We start from the raw sequence: 18,330 nt of genomic DNA on the forward strand, positions 1-18,330 counted from the left end.
TCCTATACCGGATTAGGCACAAAATCGCCGCCGCGGCATTGTTTCAAATATCGCAATGCATGCACCTGTCCGGTCATTTCGAGTTCGTCTTTGTAGACGGGATCATGCCAGCCTTCAATATCAATCGTGCCCTGATAACCGTTCTGACGCAGAATGGTGATAATGTCTGCCCAGTTGTTATCCCCGAAGCCGGGTGTGCGGTGCCAGACAAATTCCCGTGGACCGTGTACGCCGTATTCCTTGACAATATCCCAGGCAATCGTGGCATCTTTGCCATGTACGTGGAAGACTTTATGAGCCCATTTGCGTAGCTGTGGAATAGGATCGATCAGGCTGGACATTTGATGGCAAGGCTCCCACTCCAGCCCGACATTTTCATCTGGAACAGCATCAAACATCATCTCCCAGGCCGTCGGGTTATGGGCAATGTTCCAGTCGCCTGTCTGCCAGGTGCCACCCATATCACAGTTTTCAAAAGCAATGCGTACACCCCGGTCTGCTGCCCGGCGTGCCAGTTCACCAAATACTTCCTTGAACCGGGGGATGGACTCGTTAATGGGTTGATCGGTCAATCTTCCAGTGAACCCGGAGACGATATCTGCACCGAAGAGCTGTGCATTATCGATCACTCGCTCCCAACTTGCCAATGTATCGGCGTTGTCTCCGGCTCCTGTGAGCGGGTTACCAAATACACTCACCGCGGAGATGACAATACCTTGTTCGTCCACGATTTCACGGACACGTTTGGCTGTCTCTGCCAGGTCCAGATCACCAGTTGTTTGCCAGAAGGTCAGGTTAAATGATTCAAAGCCATGTTGCATGATCTGCGGGATAACGCGGACGGCGTCCTGCCCGCCTACAAGGGTACCGATGCGTAATGATTTATTCATGGTTGTAATTCACTCCAATATTGGCTTATAGTACTTCGTGACACACTCATTATAGCCGTGCATTAATGGGATGGCTCTACACAATCTTGTGTAATATTAGTCGGATCTTGTGAAGAGGGGGAAGAAGTCGTGCTGGATCTGAAAGCGCTTCACGAAAATACCCGAATTGACCATAAATCACATCCATTTCAGCTGTTCCAAAATCGGTGTTCAGATATGAAAGCTGAAGAATGCATTCTGTATTTGCATTGGCATGAACATTTCGAACTGATTATCATGCGCAAGGGAAGTGCGCTTTTTCATATTGATAGCAAACCTTATGTGGTTCGAGCAGGTGAGGTCATTATCATTCCGGGAGGCACATTGCATGTTGGATATGCTCTGGATGAGGGGGATGTGCATTATGATTCCGTTGTAGTGAACCGTGCACTGTTCCATGATTTCACTCATGATCCTGTGCATGAGCAATATGTCGCGCCGTATTTGGAAGGAAGAGTGAGATTTCCGGTCAAACCGGCAGAGGAAAACACAGCCTGCGTAGGCTATTATTCTTTGCTGAATGAAGCCGTAGAGGAAATGGCGTTACAGCCCCCGGCTTATCAGCTCGTGGTGAAATCCAAGCTGCATGCCTTGTTCACCCTGCTTGCGCGTACCTTTATGCCGCAGCAGCTACCGGATAAAACGGTCGGATCGTATTTTCCAAACCGCGAACGTTTCAAACAGTTGATTGCACAGATTGAAGCGGACCCCACAGGTAAGATGTCTGTTACGGAAGCGGCAAGTCATGTGGGATTGAATGCGTATCACTTCTGCAAAATGTTCAAAAAGCTGACCGGACGTACCTTTGTGGAATACGTGAACGGGTGCAGGATGAGTGAGGCAGAGCAACTGCTGCAAGGCAGTAGTCTGACCATTACAGAGATCGCCGCCAGAGTCGGCTGCGACAACGCCAACTATTTTACAAAGTTATACAAACAGTACAAGGGCATGACCCCCTCGCAGGGGCGGGGGAGAAAAGAAGGTTGAGCGCGACCAGTTTAGCCGTAGTCTCCAATAAAATGTCTATAAAGATGGTTGTAACCCTAAGTAACTCGCAGTCGAAATTGTGAGCAGAAGTAGAAGTAGAAGTAGAAGTAGAAGTGGAGCACACACAGCAGTGATTACCGTAACAATAATCATGCGCATAGGCACATATACAAAGAATAACCCGGATAAAGGCCAATTCAAGGCGTTCATCCGGGTGGTTTTGATTCAATAATATCAAGATAATTATCTATGTGTACAACGTGCTCATTTCATAAATCTGGAGAACAGACGATTGGCTTTCTTGGCGAGGTCGTCCATTTTGACGTTGGCATGATCGAACTGATTGTATCCCCATTTGATCGTTTGCAGCATGCGTGGAGATATGGGCGTTCCTTTGATCCGTGGATAGATGTTGTGATAGGCCCAGACAAGATGCTCCCAGCGATTGTCATTGCCGTCCTGAATATACTCGGATACGTCAATCACTTTCCCACGTCCGTTCTGAAGAATTACATTTTTTAGATGAATGTCGCGAGGGTTCAGCCCGCGGCTGCGAACGGCTTCTCGCGCTGCGTCCACATCGAGCATCACCTGCTCGGGGACAGGGATTCCTTTTTCCAAACATTCCAGCAAGGTATCCCCGGGTTCAAAACTGATCACGAGCACGTTCAGGCCACTGCCGTAATAGGTAGGAAAGTATGGCAGGCCTTTGAGCTGTTCGTACACCTGCTTTTCATTTTCGAGTTTGTCCAAGGCATGATCCGAGTACATCTTGAAGGCATACTGCGGCAAGCCGTCATACGTAAATACAGCCGCGTCTGTACCTGTGCCAATGCATTTTAATCCTTCTACATCGCCGATGATGTTCACGAGCTCATTCCGGTCGCTTCCGATGACTTGGATCTGTTGTAATGCTTCTTCCGCCTGGAACCAATCCGGTCGATTCATGGGTGGTGCCTCCTTTTAGGATATGCCTGTACAATTTTTTTCATATAATCATTTTCTAACGAACGGAGTAAGTCTTATTTCACGAAAATCGGCAGATCTGAAAATGTAACGAATCAGAGACACGCTTTTGGCTTATTTGCTTGCAATAAACACGTTCTACAATCGAAATAAGACTAATTAGCGTGTCTGGGGTTCGTTAGATTCCGTAAAACCTCATGATCCATGTGATAAGGTGTGTGAGATTCGTTAGCGCCGGGCCCGCACTGGCCCCGGGCTAGACCCGTACTAGCATCCAGGTCCCGGATTCGCTGCCCTCTATAAAGTATATTAAGCGTTCTGCTCCGCAATTTCATCTTTTGGTGATGTTACTATATAAACGATACGGATCGAATCGGAAACGGTTGCGTCAGAAGAAAATAACGGAAGCGCGCTTGCGGCAAGGTTGCCCGGGCTTTATACTGTGAGCATTAAGGGATCTCATACAGATCCGGCATACAGAAAGGCAGATTACTTATGGCACAATACCCGCAGTGGTCTTATTCGCAGTCGCGGGCGAGTATGTTCGATGAGTGCCTGCGCAAATATTATTATCATTATTACGGTGCCCATAACGGCTGGAAGGCAGACTCTGCTGATGAGATGCAGGTTCGTCTGTACCGTCTGAAGCAGCTCAGCAATCTGTATCTTGTCTTCGGGGACCTCGCGCATCGGATGTGTGAGTCGGCGGTACGCAGCAGGGAAGAGGGCAAAGACAAACCGCGTGAACACTTTCTGGAACAGACGATACGCAAGCTGCTGAATCAGGCGTATGTGGAATCAATGGACGCGGATCAGTGGCGACTTAACCCCAAGAATCGCACGATGCTGTCCGAGATCTATTACGGGGATGATACGTTGAATGACCGGATTGCCACGATTAAGGAACGGGCTTCGGCCTGTGTCGGTAACCTGTACCAGACGCTTACGTGGGAGGACTTGTCCCGGGCAAGTACGGACATTCTGGAGATTGAGAAATGGGATACCATGATGCTGCACGATACGCGCGTTTATGTGAAGATGGACTTGTTGTATCGGCGCAGTAACGGCAACATTGTCATTGTGGACTGGAAGACGGGCAAGGAAGATGACTTCTCGGATCAGCTAATGCTGTACGCATCCTATGTGAGAGAACACTACCGAATTCCTTTGGAGCAGATTGAGCTGCGAGTGGAGTACTTGTTAACCGGGAAACACCGAGAGTTTACAGCAACAGAAGAGGATATCCGGAAGGTGGAGGAGAACGTGGGTCGTTACATTGAGGAGATGCGATCCTGTGTGGAGGATGAGTATTATAACCGTCCCAAGGACGTCACCTACTTCACAGCGATGCCATCGCACCGGTCCTGCCGGGATTGCAACTTCCGCGAAGTGTGCAGTGAGCGAGCAGTCTGAAACACCAAAACCGGAGGAACCAAAAGGCCTTATACCAACCAACAAGCTATCCTATATGTGAAAAAAATCAAGAAGCGCAAGCCGGGAACATCATCTGCCCGACTTGCGCTTCTATTGCGTTCCACAGGCCTGGCGACAAGGCGCCGGGTGGAACGATCATATCCAGATTACTGGACAGCGGCGGTATTCTCCAGCGCCTGACCCGCAGGCACATAGGCATGCCCGAGATCACGGGCAACCGCCTCATACGTGATATGTCCATTCAGCGCGTTAACCGCGCTGCGAATGGACGAACTGCCGCGAATCGCGGCGGCTGCACCGTGGTTCGCCAGCTGCAGCGCATAAGGCATGGTGGCGTTGGTCAGCGCCACCGTAGACGTACGCGGCACGGCGCCCGGCATGTTCGCCACCGCGTAATGGACGACGCCATGTTTCACATAGGTCGGTTCATCGTGTGTTGTGATATGATCAATGGTCTCAACGATCCCGCCCTGATCAATCGCCACATCCACAATGACCGAGCCCGGTGCCATCGTCTTAACCACTTGCTCGCTGACAAGCGTTGGCGCCTTGGCGCCCGGAATCAGCACCGCACAGATCAACAGATCTGCCGCCGCAACAGCTGTTGCAATGTTGGACGGGCTGGATACCAGTGTGTGGATCTGATTGCCAAAGATATCATCCAACTGGCGCAGACGATTCAAATTCAGATCAAGGATGGTCACATCGGCGCCAAGACCAATAGCAATTTTGGCTGCATTTGTTCCCACCGTTCCGCCACCGATAATGACCACTTTCCCCCGACTGACGCCTGGTACACCGGACAACAGAATGCCCTTGCCACCTTCGGTCTTCTCCAGTAACTGTGCTCCGATCTGGGAGGCCATGCGGCCTGCAACTTCACTCATAGGGGTTAGCAGGGGCAGAGCACTGTTGACCTCCAACGTCTCATACGCAATAGCCGTTACCCGACTTTTAATAAGGGCTTTGGCAAGCTCCGGTTCCGCTGCGAGGTGCAGGTATGTGAACAGAATCAGTCCCGGACGAAAATATCCATATTCACTGGCAAGCGGTTCTTTCACCTTGATGATCATATCGGCCTCGGCCCACACTGACTTGGCATCAATCCGAATCTCGGCGCCCGCAGTTTGATATTCATGATCCGTGAATCCACTGCCGATCCCCGCGCCTTGTTCAATCAGTACCTGGTGACCGGCTCTGATGAAATCAGCAGCCCCGGCCGGAGTCATTGCTACACGATTCTCATTGTTCTTGATTTCTTTGGGAATTCCGATTCTCATCACCATGCACCTCGTCCATTTATTGGTTGTTAGCTTATACTACAAGTTTATGACTTGGATAATCGTTTTGCACCTTACTTGATGTCTAATCTTTAGGAATTGAACTCAACATATTGTCGAAAAAGACTGTTCAGGACATTTGTCCATGGATTATAATGTAAGAAAAAATAACACGAAGAGGGATCGCCATTGCGAAATGACCGTGTGTTTACGATCAAAGATATCCTTGCACGTCCGGTATTTGGCCGAGCACGACTAGCGGCAGGGAAGGATGGAGTGAACCGTCAGGTTGGCTGGGTTCATGTGTTGGAGATTACAAATGTATCTCCATTCGTAAGCCCCCATGATCTTATTTTATCCACTGGACTATGGCTTCAATCGAAAGAAGGGCGCGAAGAGTATCTGCTTCAGCTCATCGGCAGTGAGGCAGCGGGGCTATGTGTGGAGTTTGGTACCAGCATATACGGAATCCCGGAAGAACTGATTGAACTGGCGGACAGACACCAGTTTCCGCTGATCGTATTTGAACAACCGGTCCGATTTGTCGAGATTACACAGGATATTCACTCTCTGCTCATTAATCATCAACACCAGTTGCTGAAAAGTCTGGAAGCATACTCCCGTCAACTTCAGCAACGAACATTACAGAGTACGGATATGTCTGCTGTGCTGAACCTGCTGTATGAGTACGCTGCCAAACCGGTGGTGTACATTTCGTCCATGGAGCCAGGCAGTTTTGTGCCCGAACTTGTTCCGGAGATGGAACAGGCCATCTATACCTGGTATGAGCAGGAGGTAGAACATCTGGATTTGAATGATTCAGATACTGAATTATGGTTCCACATAGACGAAGAGAAGGCTCTGCTGTGTCATCCGGTCGTCTGTTTCGGGCAGGTATTCTCCGCTGTAGGCATGATCGTCCATCCGTCTGCTCCCGTAGAGTACCTCAAGCTGTTGCTCGATTATACGGCGAAGGCGGCGGCAGCGCTCACGCTTCGTTCCCAGTTTCTTGAGGAGAAGATGGTCCGCAATCAGAATGAACTGATCCAGGATCTGATGAATGGCAACATCCATCAGGAGGAACAGGCTCAGACCCGAATGGGGCTTCGTTTGCTGGTAAAGGGACAGTACTGGTTTGCAGGAGGTGTCATCGAGATTGAGCATCGATTGAAGGGTACAGGCCGGGAGCGAATGGAAGCTAATCATCAGGATGTTCTTGTCCTGCTGCGTTCCCTGCTCAAGAAGAACAATCTGCCTAGCCTGATTATGCTGAAGAACAACCAGGTATATCTGTGCTGTGCGAAGGAAGCGGTAACGGCTGCTGCACGTCATCAACTGCTGCGATTACTGGAAGGGATTGCCCAGGACGTGAAACGGTTTGCCAGTCGTAACTTGAAACAGGTTATGATTCATGTGGGATTTGGCAAGTTACGCAACCGTTTGACCAGCCTGCCGGAGAGCCTTCAGGAGGCCTATCAGGTGATCGAAGTTTCGAGATCGGTAGATCCGATGGAACATGTTCACTTTTACGAACGTATGGGTATATATCAAATGTTAAAGGCGTTACCCCAATCCTTCCTGCAACCCTTTGTCCAGGATCACCTGGGTATGTTGATTGAACATGACCAAACGCATCACCTGCGATTGGTAGAGACGTTAGATGCTTACCTGCAGAACTTTGGTTCCAAGCGGGATGCGGCCGCCCAGTTATTTATTCATCGGCAAACGTTGTACAACAGACTGGAGAAGCTGGAAGAACTGATGGGTCCAGGTTACATGGATCAAGGGAGAAGAATCTGTCTGGAGATGGCGCTGCTCGCGCACGCGATGATTGAGAATGGACAGTGGCAATCCTCTTGATGAGGTGAAAGGGATGCAAGACAGACTGTGCATCGATCTTACACTACCTTGAGCACAGTCTAGCAGTTTTTACTAATCCGCCGGGTATGTCGTAATGAAGCAGGCAGGCGTTGCAGAGTGGAAGTGGAGCGTCGGCCCCGATAAAGCTTCGTTTGACCGGAGGAAGGTGCCAGTGATAATGAAGAAGGAGCAGCCAGTCGATACGGGGGTGACGACCGGTCGGGACGTCCTTCCTGTTCTGCTTCATTGTCCTCCATTGAAATGCTACTTTGGTGCAGCCATTCATTAAGTCGTTTGGGATTGATTCCAAGTTGTCCGCTCAGATTACAGATATCGAGGTTTATTCTCACACAAATCCGCCTTTCCTGGAATATCGGGCTGGTAGTAGGGTATGAAAGGGAAGCATGAATTCGAGATCAGTAAATGCTCATATGCATGTTGGCTGTGCTTGATCGGCGGAATGATTCATTACGTTGAGAAGAAGCGTGGAGGCGTCTATATACCGTGTTAAACGTTTCCATGTCCGCTGTTTTGAATATTTCCTATAAATTGGCTTTTAACAAGATTCTATCACTTCACATGCAATTGCGCGTCTCAATATAGTCTCAATTTTGTGAGGAAAAAAAGTATATTAAAAGTACCAGTATCTAGTACGGAGGACATATATGGGAAACAGTAGTGAGGCTCAATACGACAAATATCTTGAGGATGGCAAACGTTTCATTGGTCGAACCAAGGAACTGACGACACTGGAGCGGTGGTTCAATCATCCGGAAGCCCCATTAACCATATTTTCAATTACGGGCATGGGAGGCATTGGTAAATCTTCCTTGCTTTCAGAGATGTTATCTGTCTCTCGGGATCGAGGTGCGACGGCTATCTGGATGGATGGTCGATCATGTGGGGCGACTCCTTCCGTTTTTATGGATTATTTGTCCTCTACATTAGGCTTGGAAACAATGGATAGTGAAGGATCCCCGCGACCATTGAGTCTGCTGAGAGACACATCAATCGAGAAGAGATTGGTTCTGGCAGTGGATAATTATGAAGAGCTTGCTCTGTTAGAAAGCTGGTTCATGGAAGTCTTTGTATCCAAACTTCCGTTAAGAGGGATACTTGTCATTCTTACATCACGCCCGGAGCTGGCGTCCACCTGGCGGACACATCCCCGATTACATCAGAGGTTTATACAGATGCGGCTTCAACATTTCACAATTGATGAGATTACGGAATACATCACGGTGGCAGGCTTTCTGAATCAGGGGATGGCAGGTACCATTACGAGAATGACCGATGGGCATCCGCTGGGGCTGGCCCTTGCTGTAGAAGCTGCGGATCAGAGGAGGAATCTTCCGCAGTCCGAATGGGCTGAACTGTCACATATGATCAGTGCTCGATTATTATTGGAACTTACGACACCCCGGCTGCATCCTGTGGTGGAGGTACTAACACTGCTTGAGACAGCCAATCAGGAATTATTATCATCAGTACTGGATATGACCGTGACAAAAGAAGAGTACCACATGCTGAGACAGATGTCGTTTATCCGTTCCGGCCCGGATGGTCTTGCCCTGCATGATATGGCCAGAGTACATCTACTACGAGATTTTCGCCAACGTGAGCCTCATCGGTTGCAGACCATGCGTATCAAGATCGTGAAGTTACTGAAACCGCTGCATGAACAGGCGGGGCCGCGTGAGCGTCGCCAGATCGCTAGGAAGATGCTGTTGCTGTGTCAGGAATCCATGCTTCAATACCGAAAGTACGCGGATGTGTCCCGTGATTCCTTGTTCTCACCTCTCGAAACGATGAGAAGCGAGGATCTGCCCGTTCTGCACAGCCTGTTACAGCAATGGTGCGAATACAGCGTGGAACCATGGCAGGCGGTATCCTATGGCCCCTTCCTGGATGAACTGGCACATCGTTATCCCGAAGGAATTGTATTAATGCGTGACAAGCTTGGGGAGACAATTGCCATGTTCATTACCATCCTTGTACATAGGGAGAGTAGTGAGTTGTTACTAAGATATTTTCCAAATGAGATGCATGAATGCTTCACACCACAGGAACTTGAAAATGACCCGGATCAGAGTGATACTCACTTTGCTTTGCTAGCTACGGCAAGAGATGATGTGCCTGGTTATACACGAGAAGAACTGGTGGGATACATGGCACTGGACCGGCTGTCTCTACTGGGTGATGGTGCGCGAGCGATGCTCGTTGCAACGAACCCTCACCTGAAACTATTTTTGCAGAGTATTGGATTCCGGATGCGAAGAACCCGCACTCGTGTCTGCGACAGATTTGAGGACCAGGCGGACGTACTTGATTTGGATTTGCGTAATGGGCAATTCGGAGAGTGGGTCATGTCTCTTCTTGCTCCGGAACCAACAGAGGATCGTATACAGCCGGAAACAACGGAAGTGGATGGTGTAATCTGGACTGAACAGGATGTTCGCAAGATGTTGGGGGATCTTCGTTCCCCGGGAGAATTGCATGAATATGCTGGCAGGGTTAGAGGAGTAAAGGATGGAATCCAGTTACAGCTGTATGTCATGGATCTGTTGGAAGGCAGAGTACATGGCCTATCTCCACAGGATCAGATGCTGTTATACGCGGCCTACTGGACGCATGCTGGCAATCCAACTGCCGCAGCCCAGACGTGTTCCATGAGTCGGGCGACATTCTATCGCCATCTCAGAACAGCGCTGACTCGCTTGGCGCGGATTTTGTAGGGTTCTATTCGTTCATCATACTGATAATAAAGACAAGAAGAGGCTGGTCATAGACCAAGCCTCTTCATGCGATTATAGAGCGTTGCCCGGGAGATGCCAAGTTGCTTGGCGAGTGTTCGTTTGTTGCCACCTGCTGCTTTCAGATATTGAATTAGAAGTTGCGCCTCATAGGTGTCCAATTTTTGCTGGTAGGTAACACCGGAGACAAGTTCGGAATCATCCGAGGTATCTAATTCGTCCACATTTGCAACCGTTCGAGGTTCTTGTTCTGGTTCTGCTCCCGCCGAATCCTGACGTTGCTGATATTCGATGTTGGCATGTGAATGAATTCCGGATGTCAGTTGAACTTCGGACTGTTCTTGCATGGTGAGGGAAGTGAGGGTATCAGGTAGATATTCCTGCTTCACCTCACCATCTGTCGTCAGAATGGTCAGGCGTTCGATCACATTTCGTAATTCACGTACATTGCCTGGCCAATCATATTGGAACAGCAACTTGAACACTTCAGGTGGAACCAACTCAATATGACGGTTATAGAGCAACGAGAATTCTTGAAGGAACGTCTGGGTTAATTCATATATATCTTCCTTCCGCATACGCAAAGGAGGGATGACAAGGTTAATGACATTCAGCCGATAGTAGAGATCTTCCCGGAATTGATTGCGGGCAATCATACTTAATAGATTCTGATTGGTCGCAGCAATAATCCGACAGTCGGCCTGTTTCATTCGCGTTCCCCCCACAGGAAAGTAACTCTTCTCCTGCAACACCCGAAGCAGTTTCACTTGTAATTCCAATGGCATCTCACCGATCTCATCCAGAAAAAGAGTCCCCCCTTCGGCAAGCTCAATCTTGCCCTTTTTGCCTTTGGGATCAGCTCCGGAGAAAGCGCCTTTCTCATAACCGAATAATTCACTTTCAAACAAGGAAGCAGGGATTGCCCCACAGTTAATAGCGATAAATGGTGCAGTCTGCAATTCACGAAGATCATGAATGGCTTTGGCGAATAACTCCTTGCCTGTGCCGCTCTCTCCGAGGATAAGTACGGTTGCTGAGGTGGTACTGATCTTGCGAATGGTCTCCATGCACTGCTTGATGACCAAGCTGCTGCCCTTGATTCTGGCGAATGGATCTAATTCGGGCCGTAGCCGAGCAACGGCTTTCTCCAGATGCTGGACTTTGGAGGTCATATGTAATAGTTCCTGATGTAATCGGATTTCGGTTGTTATATCCACTTCGGCAGCAACTGCACCCACAATATGTCCATCCAGTTGGACAGGACGAGCATTAATAAGGGCGAACAGGTCGGGCCGTGGCTGATGCTGTTTGCGATAGACCGTTTCGCCGGTATATAACGTCTTGAGAGACTGTAGCCGATCTGGAGGAAAAAAGTCCGCTGCGGGTTGTCCGATGATGTCTTTTTTGCTGATCGAAAAAACATGCTCCGCGCCAGTTGTCCAGTAGGCCACCTTGGCATCTTCATTAATTAATGTCAGAGCTGAACCCGCTGTCTCCAGTGTGGTCTCAAAATAAGCTTCTATTAGGCGATGTGCATGCATCATGGCATGCAAAACATCGGATACGGCGATATATCCCAATAGGGGTCCATCATCCTGAATGAATAGATAAGAAGATGTGTCGAATAAGCAGAAGGCATCTACCAACGATGTTGATGACGGAATGGTAAGTGTGGAGAGGTCTGTATCCAGAACATCCATATCCGTACGCAATAAAGACATTAATTCTGGAAGTAAATGTTTCATCGGTATCACCTCAATTAGAACATAACTTTTGGAAACAACTTCTTTTACACAAGTTACTTACAAGTGATCTGCTTATGAAATGACTGGAGAATGATGGTTACCCATATTATAACTTTCCAAATGAGGTGTGTATATATTTTTTGACATGAAGCATACATGTTGTCGGCACAGAAGAGATAAATGTTGGATTTTCATTTCTTGAATTCCCTTTTATTATTATTAAAAGGAATTAATGCTAATTCGTATGGGCCATTCAATAATCTAGGTGAGGGTTGAGTTATTTAAATTGACATTCGAGTTACTTGATTAAAACTGTTATCTCTCAATCTGCTACACGGCAGTTGAAGTGATTATTCATATAGTACATGAATTGTCCAAACCACTAAGAAACTTCTGAATAATGCTATATGAAGGCAATCCGCATGAAGAAGAATCAAAGGAGGGTGATGAAATGGCCATTCTATCAACTGGGCCCATTGAGAATAATATTTCAGGGATAGCGGGGATCCGACCAACTCAATCCGTTACGGTCAAAATCGATAACCGGAATGCGACAGAAATGTTCACGGTGCTTCTTCGGGGCTATTACCTTAATGGAGTCAGAACATTATATGTAGAAGAACTGCTCAATGTATCACCTAATCAGGTCATCACCAAAGTTTATAATGGGAATTTTGATGCTTTTGAGTTTGTATTTTCAACCTCAGACACGGCTGCTCCAGAAGCACAAATATCCGTATGGGGTAAAGATGGCGAAGGCGAATTAGTCGCGGCTCACCGATTGGTATCCCAGGAGTTGTTGGGAGAAACGCTGAGCACAACGGGTGTGACAGGGGCCACGGGCGTCACAGGAGTTACTGGAGTGACAGGAGCGACGGGCATCACGGGCATCACGGGAAGCACCGGTGCTACTGGAGTGACAGGCGCCACGGGGGTTACGGGAGTAACAGGAGCCACTGGAGTTACAGGAGTAACAGGAGGCACAGGGGCCACCGGAATAACAGGAGCCACTGGCGTTACAGGAGCAACGGGAAGTACTGGGGCTACCGGAGTAACAGGAGGCACGGGCGTTACGGGAGCAACGGGAAGTACCGGGGCTACCGGAGTAACAGGAGCCACTGGCATTACGGGGGTAACAGGGGGCACCGGAGCTACTGGAGTGACAGGCGCCACGGGGGTTACGGGAGTAACAGGAGCCACGGGCGTTACGGGAGCAACGGGAAGCACCGGAGCTACTGGAGTAACAGGAGCCACGGGCGTTACGGGAGCAACGGGAAGCACCGGAGCTACTGGAGTAACAGGATCCACAGGCGTTACGGGAGTAACGGGAAGCACTGGGGTTACCGGAACAACAGGCGTCACTGGAGCAACCGGTACAGCAGGGCAAGGGTTGTCCTCGTACGCTTATATTTTTAATACATCAGCTCAAACTGTAGCTATTGAAGCGGATGTAATCTTCGACAGCAACGCAAATCTTACCGGTATTACTCACACGGCCAATACCGCTGCGATTATTATTGGTAATGCCGGGGACTATGCGGTGTTTTTCAACGTTGCAGGTGTGCAGGCAAACCAATTCACCCTTTATCAAAACGGAGCCCCTGTAGGTGGCAGTGTCTATGGTTCAGGAGCTGGCACTCAACCGAATCCAGGCATGGTCATTATTACGGCTGCTCCCGGTGATGTGCTGACATTGCGGAATCATTCCAGCGCATCAGCTGTTGGTCTGCAAACACTAGCAGGTGGAACACAGACCAATGCTAATGCTTCTATTCTTATTCAACAGTTAAGCAGTTAGCCTTTTCGAGCTTGTAATTTTGATTAATAAATGGGTGTGTCCAAAAAAATAGACATTTAAAATTGGGGATGCTAATTTTTTAGACATTAAGAGAAGAACCGGAGAAAAGGAAAGTTGGATGCTCTGGTAAAGTGTTTGTACAGAAAAAACCATGTGCCCAGAAAGAAAGAGGCAGCATGGTTTTATTTTTGCTGTTTTTTATTTATATATTGATACAGCTGGAAAATAACTATCGGAACATATTCTTAACGACCATCCAGAGATTAGCCGGTTTTTCAGCCAAACGGCGGGTATAGTACGGATACCACATGGTGCCATAAGGTACGTAACAACGAATGCGATAGCCTTCTTTGGCAAGACGTTCCTGTTCGCTCATGCGAAGACCATATAACATCTGAAATTCAAAGGCATCCGGAGAGATTCCCCGATCCTTGGCGTATTGTTTCGTCCAGTTAATGATGTGATCATCATGCGAGGCAACTGCAGTGTACACACCCTGGTCGAGGTGATTACGAATCATCGTTTTGAATTGATGAATGACTTCAGAAGCATTCTGATAGGCGACTGATCCGGGTTCTTTGTAAGCACCTTTAACCAGACGAAGCCGAATGCCTTCCCGAATCATATCACGTGTATCTTCTTCGGTGCGATGCAGGTAGGCTTGCAATACTGTGCCTGTATTATGCAGTCCTTCCGAGTGCAGTCTTCGAACAATATCCAGCGTCGCTTGAGTAAATGGACTATCCTCCATATCAATTCGAACAAATAGATCATGCAATTTGGCTTGTGCGGCAACGGTACGGATATTTCGATAACCCTCTTCCGGGTCGAGTGCGAGGCCCATCTGGGTTGGTTTCAGCGAGACGTTGGAGTCTGCCCTTTCACGTGCAATGCCTTCTACCAATCGTACATACTCATCCCTATATAATGCCGCTTCGCTCAGGCGGGTGATGCCTTCGCCCAGATGATCGAGCGTAGCCATAATGCCTTTATTATTGAGTATGCGGATCTCTTCGAGAGCTTCTTCCAAGGTGTTTCCTGCAATAAACTTGCCTGCCAGCTTCTTACCATATCTAATGGACAGGTTCTCTACAGCTTTGTTGCCTGCCACGGTTAATAAGGTTTTGCGATATATTTCCGTTCCCACACTCATTTTCGTTTCCTCCTTCAGCATTGTGCTAACTTAATTCAAGCAAGAAACGTGCCAGATTTGGCGATGGTCTACTATTTTTCATGAAAATTATCTATTTAAATTGGACTAAACATTTACACAAAACGGAGAGGACAGAAAGAACCTGAAGAAGCGGAGCGCTCGCCTTTATCCCCGGATTTTCCCTCTATAAAAAGGATTCGAAAAATCTGGGGATAACAGCGATCGGAAGGTTGTTCTGTCATCGGAGTGGCCCGTGTAAATTTTCAGTAGTTGAATTTAACGAGAAAAATATTTCAATCCCAACCGGAGTTGGCACGGATTTTGCTACATATATTTGGTGATGAGTAACATACAAAATAATTCAGGCGAGCAGCCAGCGAACCCCACATCCTGAAGGAGGAATCATTGATGAATATCCCTTTTGTTAACGAACCATTCACACCTTTTGCAGTCCAGGCGAACCAGGAAGCATTTGAAGACGCACTTCGTCAGGTAGAAGCTGAACTTGGGCAGGAATACCCGATCATTATTGGTGGGCAAAAAATAACAAGCAGCCGCACGTTAACTTCCGTGAACCCCGCAGCCAAGAATCAAGTTGTCGGAACGATCCATCAGGCAGATCAGGAATTGGCCGAAAAGGCTATTCAGACAGCGGCGGAGACATTCCACACATGGAAACATACCGACCCGAATGAGCGGGCACGTTATCTATACAAAGCAGCTGCCATTATGCGTCGTCGCAAGCATGAGTTCTCCGCATGGATGGTTTATGAAGCTGGCAAGACCTGGCCTGAAGCGGATGCGGATACAGCGGAAGCCATTGATTTTATGGAATTCTATGCACGGGATATGCAGCGACTGAGTGAACCGCAGCCCCTCGTGCGGATTGCAGGAGAAGATAATGAACTGAGTTATATACCGCTGGGCGTGGGCGTTGTCATTCCCCCTTGGAACTTCCCGCTGGCGATTATGGCAGGCATGACCTCTGCTGCACTGGTATCTGGCAACACGGTGGTATTAAAGCCCGCCAGCACAACTCCGGTGATTGCCGCCAAGTTTATGGAGCTGCTCGCAGAAGTTGGTCTGCCGGATGGCGTCGTGAACTTTTTACCAGGACCAGGCAGTGAAGTGGGCGATTATCTCGTGGATCATGCGCTCACCAGATTTATCAGTTTCACCGGTTCCAGAGATGTAGGACTGAGAATTAATGAACGTGCAGCACGAACAGCTCCAGGTCAGAAGTGGATCAAACGGGTTATTGCAGAGATGGGCGGCAAGGATTCCATCGTTGTAGACAGTGACAGTGATCTGGAACTCGCGGCAGAGTCCATTACCGCTTCGGCATTTGGTTTCTCAGGACAGAAATGTTCGGCGTGTTCCCGCGCCATTATTCATAAGGATGTATATGATGAAGTATTGCAAAAAGTGATTGAACGGACACAGAAACTGACGATGGGCAGTCCACTTGAAGTTGGCAGTCAGGTTGGGCCGGTTATCGATGACAAGGCATATGCAAAGATCACGGAATATATTGAAATCGGCAAGGGTGAGGGGCGTCTTGTACACGGTGGCGGTACAGGGAACGTTGAAGGTTATTTCATTGAACCAACCATAATTGCCGATGTTGATCCGAAAGCCCGGATTGCTCAAGATGAGATTTTTGGACCTGTGCTTGCGTTCATCAAAGCAGAATCTTTCCAGGACGCTTTGGATATCGCCAATAATACAGACTATGGTTTGACCGGCGCGGTGATCTCACGTAATCGTGAACATCTGGAACAGGCAAGACGCGAATACTTTGCGGGTAATCTGTATTTCAACCGGAAATGTACTGGAGCACTGGTAGGCACACATCCATTTGGCGGATTTAACATGTCAGGCACGGATTCCAAGGCAGGTGGAAGAGACTATCTGCTGCTGTTTACACAGGCGAAGCTGGTATCGGAGAAATACTAGACAGAAACTCATGTTCCAACTAAAAACTTCTTACATTTGCTTGAATAATATGCTATTATCCCTGCAAATCCTTTTGTTCGGATAAGAAACACAGATGCTTATTGCCGAAGGCATAAGGAGGGAAACGGATGTTAGGTGTTCAGTTGGTACAGGAACAACGTATTCGGCTGTCCATCACGCCGGAGATGAAACAATCCTTTCATTTGCTAACCATGTCTGGTCAGGATCTGACCCGTTACTTGCTGGATGCGGCGGAGGAAAATCCAGTACTTGAACTGGAAGAACAAGCTGCGCCCCTCGCACGGATTCCAAGGCGGATAGATCAGCGCAGGTATGATTCCTATGATCCGTTGCTTCAGGCTAAAGGTGCAGAACCTACATTGGAACAATTGCTAATTGCGCAAATTCGAGTGATGACACTTCCAGACGAATTGGAAAATATGGCTGTGTATTTGGCAGGATGCGTCAATGATGATGGTTATCTGACGGTGGAACTGGCAGAGGTGCAAGCAGTTCTTCAGCTTCCGATGAGCAAGATTGCAGCGGGACTGGAGCTTCTCCAATCGCTGGACCCTGCTGGTATAGGGGCGCGGAATCTGCAAGAATGTCTGTTGCTCCAGATTAGACGTGATCCATCAGCAGCGCTGAATGCGGAGCGGATGGTGGAAGCGGGATTGGAATCACTGGTTCCTTTTCACCCAGGTAGAACAGGGAGTCGATTAGGCATGACTTCACGGGACGCTCAGGTTGCCTACGACTATATTACACGTCTCGATCCTAAGCCCTGCCGATCCATCGGATGTACGGAACGACCACATTACATTATTCCGGATGCCATTGTTGGGTTTCGTAACGGTGAGGTCCATTTTAGCCTGCATGCGGCAGGTAACCCTCATGTATCGATGAATGAAGCGTGCATCCGCTGGATCAGGGAAGAGGTGCCTGACGAGATCTGGGCAACCCGCGCGGCAGAGGCAAGGGCTATCATTCGGAGTGTACACCTGCGGCGCAGGACTTTAGTGCGTGTGCTGGGAGCCGTGATGGAAGAGCAGAAGCACTTTTTGGTCAAAGGCCCATCCGCGTTAAAACCACTTAATTTGGCTGTTATTGCAGAGAAGATTGGCATGCATGAATCAACGGTAAGTCGTGCGGTGAACGGTAAATACATTGAGACCCCACATGGTGTATATGAACTCAGGGCTTTTTTTGACTCCGGAATCAGTACAACGTCAGGGGATAAAACATCAGCATCAGCGGTGAAACGCAGATTAAAAGAAATCATTCGCATGGAACAGACTCAGCGTCCATACTCGGATAGTCATTTGGCCACACTGCTCGCTGAGGAAGGGATTGTTATCTCCCGCAGAACGGTTGCCAAGTACAGGGAGGAACTTCAGATTCTGCCTTCCCTTGAGCGGAAACGATGGGCTTAATCGAATCGCTGGCGTCTTATCTTCTCTGTATACAAG

General features: G+C 48.5%; 13 protein-coding genes. 7 read left to right on the top strand and 6 right to left on the bottom strand.

The window, feature by feature from the left end:
• Positions 1-2 precede the first annotated feature (2 nt).
• Positions 3-890 (bottom strand): sugar phosphate isomerase/epimerase, encoded by an 888-nt coding sequence (locus NZ043_RS15080; RefSeq protein WP_289391380.1) that lies wholly within the window; start codon positions 888-890, stop codon positions 3-5.
• A 129-nt stretch (positions 891-1,019) separates the two neighbouring features.
• On the opposite strand from NZ043_RS15080, the gene NZ043_RS15085 reads away from it, so the two are divergent.
• The gene (locus tag NZ043_RS15085; RefSeq protein WP_289391381.1) at positions 1,020-1,916 is read left to right on the top strand and encodes an AraC family transcriptional regulator; all 897 of its coding nucleotides are present in this window, start codon (positions 1,020-1,022) and stop codon (positions 1,914-1,916) included.
• Positions 1,917-2,180: 264 nt separating this feature from the next.
• On the opposite strand, the gene NZ043_RS15090 is transcribed toward NZ043_RS15085, so the two are convergent.
• Positions 2,181-2,864 carry a serine/threonine protein kinase gene (locus NZ043_RS15090; RefSeq protein ID WP_133386638.1) on the bottom strand — a complete coding sequence of 228 codons (684 nt, stop codon included), beginning with the start codon at positions 2,862-2,864 and terminating at the stop codon, positions 2,181-2,183.
• A 513-nt stretch (positions 2,865-3,377) separates the two neighbouring features.
• Between NZ043_RS15090 and NZ043_RS15095 the strand changes: the two genes are divergently transcribed.
• Complete coding sequence (locus tag NZ043_RS15095; RefSeq protein WP_091034120.1) at positions 3,378-4,295, top strand: PD-(D/E)XK nuclease family protein; 918 nt, start codon at positions 3,378-3,380, stop codon at positions 4,293-4,295.
• Between the two features lie 167 nt (positions 4,296-4,462).
• Here NZ043_RS15095 and ald read toward each other — a convergent pair whose 3' ends face one another.
• On the bottom strand, positions 4,463-5,596 hold the full coding sequence (gene ald, locus NZ043_RS15100) for an alanine dehydrogenase (protein ID WP_339312508.1): 1,134 nt from the start codon (positions 5,594-5,596) through the stop codon (positions 4,463-4,465).
• Between the two features lie 189 nt (positions 5,597-5,785).
• Between ald and NZ043_RS15105 the strand changes: the two genes are divergently transcribed.
• Positions 5,786-7,456, top strand: a complete 1,671-nt coding sequence (locus NZ043_RS15105; RefSeq protein WP_339312510.1) for a PucR family transcriptional regulator ligand-binding domain-containing protein — start codon at positions 5,786-5,788, stop codon at positions 7,454-7,456.
• Positions 7,457-7,515: 59 nt separating this feature from the next.
• Here NZ043_RS15105 and NZ043_RS15110 read toward each other — a convergent pair whose 3' ends face one another.
• Complete coding sequence (locus NZ043_RS15110) at positions 7,516-7,806, bottom strand: hypothetical protein (protein WP_339312512.1); 291 nt, start codon at positions 7,804-7,806, stop codon at positions 7,516-7,518.
• A 315-nt stretch (positions 7,807-8,121) separates the two neighbouring features.
• Between NZ043_RS15110 and NZ043_RS15115 the strand changes: the two genes are divergently transcribed.
• The gene (locus NZ043_RS15115; RefSeq protein ID WP_133386641.1) at positions 8,122-10,191 is read left to right on the top strand and encodes an ATP-binding protein; all 2,070 of its coding nucleotides are present in this window, start codon (positions 8,122-8,124) and stop codon (positions 10,189-10,191) included.
• Between the two features lie 47 nt (positions 10,192-10,238).
• On the opposite strand, the gene NZ043_RS15120 is transcribed toward NZ043_RS15115, so the two are convergent.
• On the bottom strand, positions 10,239-11,954 hold the full coding sequence (locus NZ043_RS15120) for a sigma 54-interacting transcriptional regulator (RefSeq protein ID WP_133386642.1): 1,716 nt from the start codon (positions 11,952-11,954) through the stop codon (positions 10,239-10,241).
• A gap of 451 nt (positions 11,955-12,405) precedes the next feature.
• Between NZ043_RS15120 and NZ043_RS15125 the strand changes: the two genes are divergently transcribed.
• Positions 12,406-13,752 carry a collagen-like protein gene (locus tag NZ043_RS15125; RefSeq protein WP_339312516.1) on the top strand — a complete coding sequence of 449 codons (1,347 nt, stop codon included), beginning with the start codon at positions 12,406-12,408 and terminating at the stop codon, positions 13,750-13,752.
• A gap of 229 nt (positions 13,753-13,981) precedes the next feature.
• Here NZ043_RS15125 and NZ043_RS15130 read toward each other — a convergent pair whose 3' ends face one another.
• Positions 13,982-14,905 carry a proline dehydrogenase family protein gene (locus NZ043_RS15130; protein ID WP_133386643.1) on the bottom strand — a complete coding sequence of 308 codons (924 nt, stop codon included), beginning with the start codon at positions 14,903-14,905 and terminating at the stop codon, positions 13,982-13,984.
• A gap of 408 nt (positions 14,906-15,313) precedes the next feature.
• Between NZ043_RS15130 and pruA the strand changes: the two genes are divergently transcribed.
• On the top strand, positions 15,314-16,861 hold the full coding sequence (pruA, locus tag NZ043_RS15135) for an L-glutamate gamma-semialdehyde dehydrogenase (protein ID WP_076251309.1): 1,548 nt from the start codon (positions 15,314-15,316) through the stop codon (positions 16,859-16,861).
• 128 nt (positions 16,862-16,989) lie between these two features.
• Positions 16,990-18,294, top strand: coding sequence for an RNA polymerase factor sigma-54 (gene rpoN / locus NZ043_RS15140; protein WP_091034094.1), 1,305 nt, complete (start codon positions 16,990-16,992; stop codon positions 18,292-18,294).
• Positions 18,295-18,330 lie beyond the last annotated feature (36 nt).

The organism is Paenibacillus sp. FSL k6-2145 (genome assembly GCF_037976585.1).
Classification (GTDB): Bacteria; Bacillota; Bacilli; order Paenibacillales; family Paenibacillaceae; genus Paenibacillus.